The sequence below is a fragment of the Pantoea sp. C8B4 genome, from assembly GCF_051336905.1.
GTDB lineage: Bacteria > Pseudomonadota > Gammaproteobacteria > Enterobacterales > Enterobacteriaceae > Pantoea > Pantoea rwandensis_B.
The window spans coordinates 61,118-75,070 of record NZ_JBGMNK010000010.1 but is presented as its reverse complement, the minus strand read 5'-3'; the positions used below and the strand labels follow the sequence as shown (position 1 = coordinate 75,070).

Below are 13,953 nucleotides of genomic sequence, written 5' to 3'. Positions count from 1 at the left end.
AGCGCGACACTGCCATACGCGGTAGACTCATCAATAACAGAACTGTTATGCGTGGTACGTATGAACAATCCAACCAGTATTGACCGCATTGAATTGATGCAGACCTTTATCCGCATTGTTGAAAGTGGGTCGCTGTCAGCGGCGGCGGCACAGTTGGGCACCACGCAGCCCACCATTAGCCGCCGTTTGCAGGCGCTAGAACAGCGGCTGGGTCTCAAGCTGATTCTGCGTACCACCCACGCACTGAAACTCACCGATGATGGTGAGCGCTGTTATGCCCAGGCGCGACAGTTGCTGGCAACCTGGCATGCGCTGGAAGATGAGCTAACCGGCTCCAACGACGATCCAATCGGTACGCTGCGCGTGCGTGCGCCGCACGCTTTTGGCCAGGACCAGCTGATTGATCCGCTGGTGGCGTATCTGCAGCGCTATCCGCGTCTGACGGTGGAGTGGATGCTCAATGACCGTACGCCAGATTTCATCAGCGAAAATGTTGACTGCGCGATTCAGGTTGGCGTGGTGAACGATCCCTCGCTGGTGGCGATTCTGCTGGCTGAGGTCCCACGCTTTGTGGTGGCGGCGCCTTCACTGCTGGCGCAATATCCGCCCGTGGAGGACGTCACCCAACTCCCCGACTTGCCCTGGCTGGCATTAACCAGCTTTTATCGCAACGAACTGGCGCTACAGCGGCTGAGCGATGCTCAGCCGATGAACCTGGCGATTGCGCCCCGTCTCGCCAGTGACAGTTTATATGCCGTCCGCAAAGCCGCCCTTGCAGGCATGGGCGCCGCGATTATCTCTTCGTGGGTGGTGCAGGAGGATTTGGCGGAAGGGAATCTGATTCAACTGGTGCCCGAATGGCAAGCACCGCCGCTACCGGTGTGGCTAACCTATCCGTGGGCCAGTTATTATCCTGCCAGGATGCGGCATTTTTTCGCGATGATCAGGGAAGTGATGCCGAAACTGGCCGGGGCACAGCCGGTGCGGTGATTGAGCAGGTCGCAACATCAACGCGGTGTTTGAACAGGGTGAAATAGCAACGCGGTGATTAATCAGGGCGCGATATTATTACGGTGTTTGACCAGCGCGCCATAAATGCCGCCCCTACGCGGAATGATGCGGATTTTACCAGGGGTGCAGATTTTCGGGGATGATGCTGATTTTACCGGGGTGCAGACTTTCGGGAATGATGTGGATTTTTCGTAGGGTGCAGATTTTGGGGGGATGGTGATTTTCGTAAGGTGCGCATTGATGCGCACCCGGCACACGACATTACTTCTTCTCAACCTTCGACATATTATCCAGCCAGCCCATCACAAAGGCCGACAGCACAAAGGTCAGGTGGATAATCACGTACCACATCAGCTTGCTGTTCTCGACGTTGCGCGCGTCCATAAAGATGCGCAGCAGGTGGATCGATGAAATCGCCACAATTGAGGCCGCGACTTTGTTCTTCAGCGAGCCGGAATCCATTTTACCCAGCCAGCTCAGCTTTTCTTTGTTCTCATCAATATCCAGCTTAGACACAAAGTTCTCGTAGCCAGAGAGCATCACCATCACCAGCAAGCCGCCGACCAGCGTCATGTCCACCAGCGACAGCAGCAGCAGAATCAGATCGTTCTCGGCGATGCTGAAAATGTTGGGCAACAGGTGAAAAATTTCCTGGAAAAATTTAACGGTCAGCGCCAGCAGCCCCAGCGAAAGTCCAATGTAAACCGGTGCCAGCAACCAGCGCGATGAATACATCAGGTTCTCGATAAAACGTTCCATAATTTCCCATTAATCAACAGACAAGTGGTCGATTATAACCGAACTTGTGTGAAGTTATTTCAGCGGTTCTTCAGAAATTTCAGGGGCCGCTGGCAGCGGTAGTGACAAACGAAACTCTGCGCCCCCTTCCGGTCGGTTTTCCGCCCAGATGCGTCCGCGATGGGATTCAATAATGGTTTTGCTGATGGCCAAACCCAGCCCGACACCCGGCACAGCCGACTCCTTATCACCGCGCGCAAACTTGTCGAAAATACGCGTCATGTTCTCAACGGCGATGCCCGGACCGTTGTCCCACACCGCAATCTCCAGCCGCTCTTTATCACGCCAGGCGCGAATGCCGTGCTGCGCGGCGTTACCGGCATATTTCAGGCTGTTCTCAATCAGGTTGGTGAACACGCGCTCTAACATCGCGCTGTCGCCTTTGATCAGCACCAGCTCTGGCGGCAGATCCAGTGCGAAATCATGCCCTTTTAGCGACGGCCCCATACTGCTGAGCGCCCCGCCAATCACTTCATCCAGCGCCACCCACTCTTCGCGCAGGTTAAGACCGCCGGACTGAATACGCGCCATATCCAGCATATTGCTCACCAGCCGAATGGTGCTTAACGTCTGCTCACGAATCTGATTGGCCTGGCCGACATATTTTGAGTCCTCACCGGCCAAATCCAGCATCAGCATTTCCGCCTGACCGAACAGCACCGTCAGCGGGGTTCGCAGGTCGTGTGAAAGTGCCGATAGCAGGGCATTACGCAGCTGCTCACGCTCTGCCGCCAGCCGTGAGGCCGCTTCACTCTGCGACAGCGCCATGCGCTCCAGCGCGTTGGCGATCAACACCGTGAAGGTTTCCACCAGACGCTGCTGTTCGGGAATCATCAGTTGGCGCAGATTCTCTGGCTCAACCACCAATAAGCCCCGGCAGTGATTCCCGCTTTTCAACGGCAGAATTTGATACGGCACCGCAGGCAAGGTATCGGTGCCTGCACCCGCGGGTTGCGCTTTGCTAAAGCTCCATTTGGCGATACCGAGATCGGGCGGCGTGCCAATACTGCTCTCACCCACCGCCTGTAACTCACCCTGCTCATCCGGCAGCAGCAGCTGGCTGCGTGCCTGCAAGGTGACATCAATCACGCGCTGGCTGGTGGCAGCAATATCCTGCGGCGTGAGCGCGCTGCCAAGAGACTTCGCCATCTCATACAGATGGCGCGCACGCTGTTCACGATAGCGCGCCACTTTAGCCTGATAGCGCACGCCTGCTGTCAGGTTCCCGACGATCACCCCTACCGCCAGCATCACCGCGAAGGTCACCAGATACTGCAAATCCGATACCGCCACGGTGCCGGTGGGGGCGACAAAGAACAGGTCAAAGGCCAGGATGTTGATCACCGTGGCAAACACCGAAGGCCAGCGGCCAAAGCGCAGCGCGACTAGCACCACGGCCAACAGATAAATCATCACGCCGTTGGCCGGATCGAACTCCACCAGCAGCCAGCGACCCACAGTCGTCACCAGAATGCACAGCGCAATCGCCATCAGGCAGCCGCGCAGATGCAGCCGCCACTTATCGCTGTTGGCCTGTTTACCACCCAGCGGGTGTGGCGCGTCGCGCACCGGTTCGTCCAGTGCCACTACCAGTAAATCGAGGTCTGGGCCGAGCTGCCCCAAACGCTGAGCAAAGCTGTCGCGCCGCCAGCGTCGCTGTGGCTGGCGTCCGGTGACAATTTTGCCGAGGTTGTGCTCACGTGCGTAACGCAGCACGGCACGGGCTTCATCGGGATCGGAGAGCGTGGCCGTCTCCGCACCGAGTTCCTGCGCCAGTTGCAGGGTGCGCAAAATAGCGCGACGACGCGCTTCCGGCAGGCGATTGAGGCGCGGGGTTTCTACGTACACCGCATGCCATTCGCTGCCGAGACGGGCGGCTAAACGCGCAGCGGTGCGCACCAGCTTTTCACTGCCGGTGTCGTCACCGATGCACAGCAAAATAGCGTCGCGCGTGTGCCACACTTTGTCGCGGCCTTGCTGATCGCGCCAGGCACGCATCTGATCGTCAACACGATCAGCGGTACGGCGCAGCGCCAGTTCGCGTAGGGCAAACAAGTTGCCTTTGCGGAAGAAGTTTTCAATCGCACGTTCAGCGCGATCGCCGACGTAGACTTTGCCCTCTTTCAGCCGTTGACGCAGATCGTCCGGGGGCAGATCCACCAGCACCACCTCATCGGCGCTATCGAAAAACGGATCGGGTACGGTTTCGCGCACCTGAATGCCCGTCACGCCGCCCACCACATCGTTGAGGCTTTCCAGATGCTGCACGTTAACGGTGGTGATCACGTCGATGCCCGCTTCCAGCAACTCTTCGATGTCCTGCCAACGTTTGGGATGACGCGAACCCTGTACATTGGTGTGCGCCAACTCGTCCATCAGAATCACTGCCGGATGGCGTGCCAGTGCCGCATCGAGGTCGAATTCAGCGTGCCGTGAACGCCCAGTGGCACGACGTGGCAACACCGCCAGGCCGTTGAGCAGCGCAGCGGTTTCTTCACGTCCATGGGTTTCCACCACCCCCGCCAGCACATCAAGGCCTTGCGCACGTAAGCGCTGTGCCTCCTGCAGCATGGCGAAGGTTTTCCCCACGCCCGCACAGGCACCGAAGTAGATTTTCAGCTTACCGCGATGGCTGTCACTGTGATTGAGCAACAGCGCATCGGGGTCCGGGCGGGTGATTTCATCGTTCATTCGTTATCCGTCATACCAACGTGCGACAAATCGCGTTGTCGTCATCGGCGCGCTCATCAAAACGGTCGCCATCAATGGCGACCCTACAAACCTGTAGGGTGCGCACTGATGCGCACCTGGTCAAAAACCGCATCGTATTCAATGCCGCATTGATGCGCACCTCGTCATAAACAGCAACGTATTCAATGACGCATTGATGCGCACCTCGTTATAAACCGCATCGTATTAATGACGCCTTGATGCGTAGCGGGTTTTAACCTTGTAACGCATCCAGCGCCATATTCAGTCGCAGCACGTTCACCGTCTCTTCACCGATAAATGGCAGCAGCGGGCGTTCGGTGTTGCGGGCAATCAACGCTTCCACATCCTTCACCGCCATATTGCGTGCCGCAGCGATACGAGGTGCCTGCCAAAGTGCGGCTTCCGGCGAAATATCCGGATCAAGTCCACTCGCCGATGCCGTCACCAGCTCAACCGGTACCGCAGCAGGAGCCTGTGGATTGGCGGTGCGCAGCGCAGCCACGCGTTCCGCCACGGCTTTATCCAGCGCCGGATTACTCGCCGCCAGATTGCTACCGCTGGAAGCCAACGCGTTGTAAGGCGTATCGCCGGTGGCCGACGGGCGGCCCCAAAAGTGTCCCGGCTGGCTAAAGGCTTGCCCGATTTGATCGGAGCCGCGCACCGCGCCATCTTGCTCAATCAACGAACCGTTGGCCTGAAACGGGAACCACCACTGCGCCAAACCCGTGGTCAGCAACGGATAAACCGCGCCGGTTAACAGCGTCAGCAGTATTAACAATACAATAGCCGGACGTAACTGACTCATTTCTCTTCTCCTTAAACCAGGCCAAACAGCGTCAGCAGCAGGTCGATGGCTTTAATACCAATAAACGGCACCACAAGTCCGCCCACACCGTAAATCCACAGGTTGCGGCGCAACAGGGCAGCAGCACTCATCGGGCGATAACTCACGCCCTTCAGTGCCAGCGGGATCAGGAACACAATCACCAGCGCGTTAAAGATCACCGCCGACAGAATCGCCGAGTTCGGCGAGTGCAGCGCCATCACGTTCAGCATATTGAGCTGCGGATAGGTCGCGGCAAAGGCGGCCGGAATGATGGCGAAATACTTCGCCACGTCGTTGGCAATACTGAAGGTGGTCAGCGAACCGCGCGTCATCAGCATCTGTTTACCGATGTGCACCACTTCCAGCAGTTTGGTCGGGTTGGAGTCGAGATCGACCATGTTGCCAGCCTCTTTCGCCGCCTGCGTCCCCGAGTTCATGGCCACCGCCACATCAGCCTGTGCCAGTGCAGGAGCATCGTTGGTGCCGTCACCCGTCATCGCCACCAGGCGCCCTTCTGCCTGATACTGGCGAATCAACGCCAGCTTGGCTTCCGGTGTCGCTTCCGAAAGAAAATCATCCACGCCCGCTTCTGCCGCAATCGCCGCCGCCGTCAGGGGGTTATCCCCGGTGATCATCACGGTTTTGATACCCATCTTGCGCAGTTCAGCGAAGCGCTCTTTGATACCGCCTTTCACAATATCTTTCAGCGCCACCACGCCCAGCACCTGCGCCCCTTCAGCCACCACCAGCGGTGTTCCCCCGGCACGCGCCACTTCTTCCACGCTGGCGTTAACTTCAGCCGGGAAACGACCGTGATTGGCTTCGATATGGCGACGAACGGCATCAACAGCGCCTTTACGGATCAGGCGGTCTTGCACATTGACGCCGCTCATGCGCGTTTGTGCTGAGAACGGAATAAAGCTGGCCCCCATGCTGCTGAGATCGCGTTCGCGCAGGTTAAATTTTTGCTTCGCCAGCACCACGATACTGCGCCCTTCCGGGGTTTCATCCGCCAGCGAGGCCAGTTGCGCGGCGTCCGCTAACTGCTGCTCGGTGATGCCAGGTGCAGGCATAAACTGCGTCGCCTGGCGGTTACCCAGCGTGATGGTGCCGGTCTTATCCAGCATCAACACATCCACGTCGCCCGCCGCTTCCACTGCACGACCGCTGGTGGCGATAACATTAGCACCGAGCATGCGGCTCATCCCCGCCACGCCAATCGCCGACAGCAAGCCGCCGATGGTGGTCGGAATCAGGCACACCAGCAATGCCACCAGTACCGTCACGCTCACTGGCGTGCCGCCATAAGCGGAGAATGGCCACAAGGTTGCGGTTGCCAGCAGGAACACGATGGTCAGCGACACCAGCAAAATGGTTAGCGCAATTTCGTTTGGTGTTTTACGGCGTTTGGCGCCCTCTACCATGGCGATCATACGATCAAGGAAGGTTTCGCCCGGATTGACGCTGCACTGAATCACCAGCCAGTCAGAAAGAATGCGCGTACCGCCAGTGACCGATGAAAAGTCGCCGCCGGATTCACGGATCACCGGAGCCGATTCACCGGTAATCGCACTTTCATCCACTGAAGCACCCCCCTCCAGCACTTCACCGTCGCACGGGATGATGTCACCGGCTTCCACCAGCACCACATCGCCTTTTCGCAGCGTATCGGCCGCGACGTTGTGCCACTGGGCACCGTGGCGCGGCTCCGCCAGCTTTTTCGCATCGCTGGTTTTGCTGATGCCTTTCAGGCTGTTGGCCTGCGCCTTACTGCGCCCTTCCGCCAGCGCTTCGGCGAAGTTGGCAAACAGCACGGTGAACCACAGCCAGATGGCAACCCCAGCGGTAAATCCGGCGTTGCCGCTCAGATGGCCGGTGAGCATACCGATAGCCAGCAGCGAGGTCAGCACGCTGCCCAGCCACACCAGGAACATCACCGGATTGCGAAACTGCACGCGCGGGTCGAGTTTTTTCACCGCATCGAACATGGCAGTGCGCGTTAACGCCGCATCAAACAGCGCCAATTGTTGACGACTCATGATTCCGTTATCCCTGAATTAATTGCAGATGTTCCGCCACTGGGCCGAGTGCCAGCGCGGGGATAAAGGTCAACGCCCCCACCAGCAACACGGTGCCAATCAGCAGCGCGATAAACAGTGGGCCGTGGGTCGGCAGCGTACCGTTACCCACCGGCTGGATTTTCTTCACCGCCAGCGAACCGGCTATCGCCATCACCGGGATGATGATGCCGAAGCGCCCGATCAACATGCAGAAGGCCAGCAACAGGTTCCAGAACGGCGTGTTAGCGCTTAAGCCAGCAAAGGCACTGCCGTTATTGTTAGATGCAGACGAAACGGCATACAGCACTTCACTGAACCCGTGAATGCCGGGGTTAGCCATACCGGCGCGGCCGGCATCGGTCATCATGGCCAGTGCGGTCCCCAGCAGTACCAGGGTAGGCGTCACCAGAATCGCCAGTGCGGTCATTTTCATCTCCCACACGTCGATCTTTTTACCCATGTACTCAGGTGTGCGACCAATCATCAGACCGGCAATAAATACGCCGAGCAGCACAAACAGCAGCATGCCGTACAACCCGGCACCTACGCCGCCGAACACCACTTCACCCAGCTGCATCAGCCACATCGGCACCATTCCACCGAGCGCGGTGAAGGAATCATGCATGGCGTTCACCGCGCCACACGACGCAGCGGTGGTGATTACCGCAAACAGGCTGGAGTTGAGGATGCCAAAGCGCGTCTCTTTGCCTTCCATGTTGATGGCGCTGTCTGCCCCCAAAGTCAGGAAGTGCGGGTTGCCGCGCAGCTCCGCCCACATCACGGTCACCACTGCCAGCACAAACATGATGGTCATCGCCCACAACAGCATATGGCCCTGACGACGGTCGCCCAGATGCTGACCAAAGGTGAAGCACAGTGCTGCGGGGATCAGGAAGATACTCAGCATCTGCACAAAGTTGGTCAGCGCGGTCGGGTTCTCAAACGGATGGGCCGAATTAACGTTGAAGAAGCCCCCGCCGTTAGTGCCCAGCATTTTAATCGCTTCCTGCGAGGCCACCGGACCGAGCGGCAGCGTTTGCTGTGCCCCTTCCAGCGTGGTGAGTGCGTGGTATGGCTCAAACGTCTGGATGCTGCCCTGATAAACGAAGAACAGCGCCATCAACAGGCTGATCGGCAATAATACATAGACGGTGATGCGCGTCAGGTCGCGCCAGGCGTTACCCAGCGTAGCCAGTGAGCGATTGGCAAACCCACGGATTAGCGCAAAGGCCACCGCGATACCGGTCGCTGCCGACAGGAAGTTTTGCACCGTGAGGCCCGCCATCTGGCTAAAGTAGCTCACTGTGCTTTCGCCGGCGTAGGCTTGCCAGTTGGTGTTAGTGACAAAGCTCACCGCGGTGTTGAGTGCCAAATCCCAGCTCAGATTGGGCAGATGTTGCGGGTTCAGTGGCAACGAACCTTGCAGCATCAAAATTGCCAGTAGCAACAAGAAACCCAACGCATTGAACAGCAGAATCGCCAGCAGATAGTGCGGCCAGCGCATCGCGCCGTTTTCTACGCCCGCCAGCCGCCACAGCGCCCGCTCGGTTCGCGGCAGCAGCGGTTTGTCGGCCACCAGCACCGCAAGAAAACGTCCCAGCGGTTGTGCCAGCACCATCAGCACCAGCAGGAACACCGCAATCAGTAAAAACGCATTCGCAGCCATCAGAATGCCTCCGCATTAAGCAGGGCATAAATCAGGTAGCCCAACAAGATAAACACCAGCACGATGCCGGTAATCACGCCCACGCTCACAGCAACCTCCAGAGGATTTGGTAGTGCTGCAAGCATGCGCGGCGCGGCATAAAGAAGGGGTAAAAAGGCGGGAATCCGGCGTAAAGAAAGTATAAAAATGCAGTCGAATTAGGCGGTTTCCAGTGCCCAGATACGATTGAGGTCGATGTTCTGCCACAGGCTATTGTCTTCGGCCCCCGTGATACTGTCGGTGCAGAACGAATCCCCGAGATCCAGCTCTTCCGGTTTCACTTCACGTTGCGCGTGTAAAGACCAGAACACATGCACTTTGGGTTTCAGCAATGATTTTTCGCCAGCCTGCACCACCAGCGCTACGCGCCCGGATGCCAGTCGCACCAGCGATCCCACTGGATAAATGCCAATGGTGCGCACAAAGGCGTGCAATAGCGTGTTATCGAAATGGCCGCGCCAGCTCAGCATGTTGTGCATCGCCTCGGCGGGCGTCCAGCCTTTGCGGTAAGGACGGTCGGAGGTCACCGCATCGTAGACATCGCACACCGCGGCGATGCGCGAAAAGAGTGAGATCTCCTCACCTTTTAATTTGTGTGGGTAGCCACTGCCATCGACTTTCTCATGATGATGCAAAGCGATATCCAGTAAATCCTCGCCCGCATCCGCTTCCATCAGCATCTGCGCCCCCGCGATGGGGTGCTCACGCATGATGGTAAATTCTTCGTCAGTGAGCTTGCCTGGCTTATTGAGGATCTCCAGCGGCACGGCGGATTTACCGACATCATGCAGTAATCCCCCCATCCCTAAGCGCCGTTGCTGGTGCTCGTCCAGACCCAATTTCTTACCGAGGGAGATCATCAATCCACATACTGCCATGGAGTGCAGATAGGTGTAGTCATCATGATTTTTTAGCCGCGCCACGCTGAGCAGCGCAGTGGGTTCACGGGTTATTGACCCGGCAATCTCATCCACCAGGTCCAGCGTATAGTCGAGGTCCAGCCCTTGCCCCATACGCGCTTCGTTGAACATCGCCAGGACTTGCGGTTTACCCTGATGAAAGATGGTTTGCGCCTGATCCAGCTCTTTGAAAAACGCGGTTTGAGGGATCGCTTTTCTCGGCGCTGGCGCGATAGGTGCCTGTACCGACTTATCGACATCGATCCACAACTGCTGGATCCCCTCATTACGGATCATCGCGATCTGGCGCTTATCGGTGATCAGCATTTGGTTGCGAATGCGCTTGTCCTTGATCCACCAAACCTCCAGTTTGTGGATGAACATTCCCTGCCGCAGTTCGTCGACAGTAATCAGCTTTATCACGATATCTCTCCTTAATATCAGTGGATGGTAAGGAGAGGTATCGGCAGCTGAGCAAATATTCTTCAGGAGTGATTTGTGCGATCTTTCCCGGTGTGATTTATCGCTCATATCTCGAGCGACCGTTCAGGTGATGGATGGACGAAAAACTTAGCGAGCGGGAGCGGCACGATTCATCGTGGGTGTTTACAGCCGCAGAGCTGCTGACAGATGCGCAATAAATTTCGCCGCTACGCTTTTCTGAATGGGTTTAGGGTTATAACTCGTCAGGCAACCTGCATACCGCGCTGTGCCATAAAAGTGCTTAGCGGGATGACACGGCTTAACTCTTCCTGCGTGCGGGCATCATTTTCAACTTCCCATTGGTCCTGATAACGCTGGAGGTTGAGCCAGAAATCAACGGAAGTATCAAAAACGGCCGCTAAACGGTATGCCATTTCTGTAGTCAGTTTGCGATTGTTATTGACCATCGCGCTGGCGGTGTTCCTGTGTACATTCAGCATCTCAGCTAAATCATTCACTTTGAGATGGAGGGGTTCGAGGAACTCATACTGCAGCACATCACCCACACTGGTGGGCTTACGTTTTGCCTGATTCATTTTTGTGTCTCTTTGCTGGTAATTTTCGACCACAAGCAGTGGTTATCGGTGGTTTTTATAAGAATGCGGATCGAGATAAAGATCGCTGGCTTCGCCATTCATCCAGCGAAATATGAGTCGATATTGCTCATTAACGAGAATGGAGTAATACCCCAGCAAAGGAGGCTTTAGGGCTTCAAAACGATTGCCGGGCGGCGAGCGCAGGTCACGATGCGTTTTAGCGGCATTGATGATATCGAGCTTACGCGCGAGCGCGGATTCAATTGTTTTGGGGAGGCACCTGTGTGGTAAGGCATAAATAAAAAATTGCTCAAGCCAATCATCCCGAAAATGTCTAATTGCACCCTTCATATGCTTCCCTGCCTGAAAATTAAATCAGGCAGGCAAGTTAACGCCTAAATGCACAACATCAAAGTGCAATATTTAACATTATATGAAATATTCTAGCGAGACTACAAAATTATTTTGAGATTCAAGAAAACTTCATATGAACTGTGAGCAACTTAGCATTATGCAGCCGCTACGTTTGCCTCTATACATCGGTAACGGCGCTATTTATCATGCAGCAGAAGCTATACCACCCGCGTCAATACCGCTTCACCCTGCGAGAACGCCAGCAGGTTTTCAAACACCAGATCCGCCATCGCGGCCATGGTTTCATGGGTGCTACTGGCGAGATGCGGAGTGATCACCACATCATCACGCTTTAGCAGTGCGGCAGGCACCGCCGGTTCGTGCTCGAACACATCCAAACCGGCACCCGCAATCTCACTGGCTTCAAGCGCCGCAATCAACGCCTGCTCATCCACCACGCTGCCGCGCGCAATGTTAATCAAAAAACCTTGTGGCCCCAGCGCACGCAACACCTCAGCATTGACCAGGTGATGCGTCGATGCGCCACCCGGCAGCGTCAACACCAGGAAATCCGCCTGCTTTGCCAGTGATAACAGTGAATCATGGCGCGTGAAAGGCACATCCGGACGTGAGCGTGGATTGTAGAAATGCACGTCCATATCGAATGCCTGCGCACGTTTTGCCAGCTCTTTACCAATACCGCCTAGCCCAACAATCCCGCACACTTTCCCACCGACTTTCGTTGTCAGCGGATAGCGTCCTTTCGCTTGCCAGTTACCGGCGCGCACATAACGATCCGATGCGCTGATGCGGCGCGCCACATCCAGCAGCAGCGCCATGCCGGTATCGGCCACGCAACTGTTGAGCACGCCTGGCGTGTTAGTCACCACAATGCCACGCGCTTCGGCAGCCGCGATATCAATGGCGTCGTAGCCGACACCATTACTGCAAATTACTTTCAGATTGGGCAAACGCGCCAGCAATTCCGCATTGGCACCCATTAGCGCATTACCGCTGGTCACCAGCGCATCGATGCTGGCACCGTGCTCTGCCAGCCAGGCTGCCTGGTCTTCCTGCTGCCACAGGCGCGAGGTAGTGAAATGCGCGTCGAGATTATCCTGCAGCCGCTGCGGCAACAGCGGCCCTTTCAGCAGCACGTTAAACGGCTTTGATCCCATCTTGTTTCCCCTGAGTTTCGTAGGATGTTGCAGACGAATCCTGCTCGTCGCCGACACGTTCAATCGGGCCCATGACCAGCAGGAACAGCAGCGCCGCGACAATGCAATGCGCGCCAACGAACACCAATCCAATACTGTAGCTGCCGGTCACACCGACGATGATGCCAAACAGCAGTGGCGTGATAAATCCGGCCATATTCCCGATACCATTAAAGATCGCGCCCGCCAGACCCACCGCTTCTTTCGGTGCGGTATCGCTAACAATCGTCCAGGTTCCCGCGCCCGCCGCCACGCCTTTGCCAAAGAAGGCAAACGACATAATGGCGATAATGCCGGCATTAGTGGGGATCACGGCTGCCAGAATCAGCGAGGCGGCCATCAGCATGCCGACGATATAGGGCGTTTTGCGCGCCCATGACAGGCTCCAGCCGTTAGCCAGCAATTTGTCAGAGATATAGCCACCGCTGATGCCGCCAAGGAAGCCAAACAACGCCGGGGCGATGGTGGCAAAGCCCGCTTCCATGATGTTCATGCCACGCGCCTGCACCAGGTAAATCGGGAACCAGGTGATAAAGAAGTAGCTGAGCGCAATGATGCAGTATTGCCCGATATAGGCGCACCACAGCATGCGATTGCTGAGCAAGGTTTTGAACATCGCTTTGCTCAGCGGTGGGCGGGCTTTCAGCGTTTGCGCTGAATCGATATCCACCAGCGCACCGCCTTCCTCAATGTATTTCAACTCTGCGGCTGACACATGCGGATGCTGTTTTGGGCTGCGCATATACCAACCCCACACAAACACCGCCAGCACGCCAATGCCACCCAGCACAAAGAACGGCCACTCCCAACCGAAGCGAGACACCAGCCAGCCGGAGAGCGGCGAGAAGATGGCAACGGCAAAATACTGCGCTGAGGCAAACAGCGATGAGGCTCGGCCACGTTCGGCGCCGGGGAACCACATGATTACCGCACGGGCATTGGCCGGAAAACTCGGTGCTTCAATCAGGCCGAGCGCGAAGCGCAGCGCAAACATCAACACCAGCGCCATGGTCATGCCGTTGGAAAATTCGCCAATAAAGCCCATCAAAATGGTAGAAACAGACCAGAGCGCCAGCGTCACGCCATAGACTTTTTTAGTGCCGAAGCGGTCAAGGAATATCCCACCGGGGATCTGACCGATCACATACGCCCAGCTAAACGCCGAGAGGATCAGGCCAAGCTGGATCGCCGACAGACCAAACTCCTCTTTGATCGCCGATCCGGAGATCGACAAGATCGAACGATCGGCATACGCCACCACGGACAGAAACAGGATCAGACAGAGGATCCAGATACGCACATGGCTGTTCTCATTGCGGTTTTTGCTTAGTAACATGGCTGAACCCCTTGAT

At 56.6% G+C, this 13,953-nt stretch carries 12 protein-coding genes; 1 reads left to right on the top strand and 11 read right to left on the bottom strand.

Features of this window, described 5'->3' with window-relative positions:
* The first annotated feature begins 60 nt into the window (after positions 1–60).
* Positions 61–990, top strand: coding sequence for a LysR family transcriptional regulator (locus ACCW76_RS13955; protein WP_045814114.1), 930 nt, complete (start codon positions 61–63; stop codon positions 988–990).
* A 282-nt stretch (positions 991–1,272) separates the two neighbouring features.
* Here the strand turns inward: ACCW76_RS13955 and ACCW76_RS13950 are convergent, their stop codons facing one another.
* The 11 genes from ACCW76_RS13950 to ACCW76_RS13900 all read right to left on the bottom strand — a co-directional run bounded on the left by ACCW76_RS13950 (position 1,273) and on the right by ACCW76_RS13900 (position 13,937).
* Entirely contained in the window at positions 1,273–1,770 is a 498-nt protein-coding gene (locus ACCW76_RS13950) for a TIGR00645 family protein (RefSeq protein ID WP_045832201.1), read from the bottom strand.
* Between the two features lie 54 nt (positions 1,771–1,824).
* Positions 1,825–4,500 carry a two-component system sensor histidine kinase KdpD gene (gene kdpD, locus ACCW76_RS13945; RefSeq protein WP_436338835.1) on the bottom strand — a complete coding sequence of 892 codons (2,676 nt, stop codon included), beginning with the start codon at positions 4,498–4,500 and terminating at the stop codon, positions 1,825–1,827.
* Positions 4,501–4,753: 253 nt separating this feature from the next.
* Positions 4,754–5,326 (bottom strand): potassium-transporting ATPase subunit KdpC, encoded by a 573-nt coding sequence (gene kdpC / locus ACCW76_RS13940; RefSeq protein ID WP_436338833.1) that lies wholly within the window; start codon positions 5,324–5,326, stop codon positions 4,754–4,756.
* A gap of 11 nt (positions 5,327–5,337) precedes the next feature.
* The gene (gene kdpB, locus ACCW76_RS13935) at positions 5,338–7,386 is read right to left on the bottom strand and encodes a potassium-transporting ATPase subunit KdpB (RefSeq protein WP_436338832.1); all 2,049 of its coding nucleotides are present in this window, start codon (positions 7,384–7,386) and stop codon (positions 5,338–5,340) included.
* A 7-nt stretch (positions 7,387–7,393) separates the two neighbouring features.
* Positions 7,394–9,073 carry a potassium-transporting ATPase subunit KdpA gene (gene kdpA / locus ACCW76_RS13930; protein WP_436338831.1) on the bottom strand — a complete coding sequence of 560 codons (1,680 nt, stop codon included), beginning with the start codon at positions 9,071–9,073 and terminating at the stop codon, positions 7,394–7,396.
* On the bottom strand, positions 9,073–9,162 hold the full coding sequence (gene kdpF, locus ACCW76_RS13925) for a K(+)-transporting ATPase subunit F (RefSeq protein WP_064511346.1): 90 nt from the start codon (positions 9,160–9,162) through the stop codon (positions 9,073–9,075). Before kdpF ends, kdpA begins: the two co-directional genes overlap by 1 nt.
* Positions 9,163–9,270: 108 nt before the next feature.
* Positions 9,271–10,434 carry an HD-GYP domain-containing protein gene (locus tag ACCW76_RS13920; protein WP_436338830.1) on the bottom strand — a complete coding sequence of 388 codons (1,164 nt, stop codon included), beginning with the start codon at positions 10,432–10,434 and terminating at the stop codon, positions 9,271–9,273.
* A 263-nt stretch (positions 10,435–10,697) separates the two neighbouring features.
* Positions 10,698–11,030 (bottom strand): HigA family addiction module antitoxin, encoded by a 333-nt coding sequence (locus tag ACCW76_RS13915; RefSeq protein ID WP_038644208.1) that lies wholly within the window; start codon positions 11,028–11,030, stop codon positions 10,698–10,700.
* A gap of 42 nt (positions 11,031–11,072) precedes the next feature.
* The gene (locus ACCW76_RS13910) at positions 11,073–11,381 is read right to left on the bottom strand and encodes a type II toxin-antitoxin system RelE/ParE family toxin (RefSeq protein ID WP_436338829.1); all 309 of its coding nucleotides are present in this window, start codon (positions 11,379–11,381) and stop codon (positions 11,073–11,075) included.
* Between the two features lie 221 nt (positions 11,382–11,602).
* A complete protein-coding gene (locus tag ACCW76_RS13905) occupies positions 11,603–12,562 on the bottom strand; it encodes a 2-hydroxyacid dehydrogenase (RefSeq protein WP_436338828.1) in 960 nt (319 codons plus the stop codon).
* Positions 12,543–13,937 (bottom strand): MFS transporter, encoded by a 1,395-nt coding sequence (locus ACCW76_RS13900; RefSeq protein ID WP_038644205.1) that lies wholly within the window; start codon positions 13,935–13,937, stop codon positions 12,543–12,545. The genes ACCW76_RS13905 and ACCW76_RS13900 overlap by 20 nt, the downstream gene beginning before the upstream one ends.
* Positions 13,938–13,953: the final 16 nt, after the last annotated feature.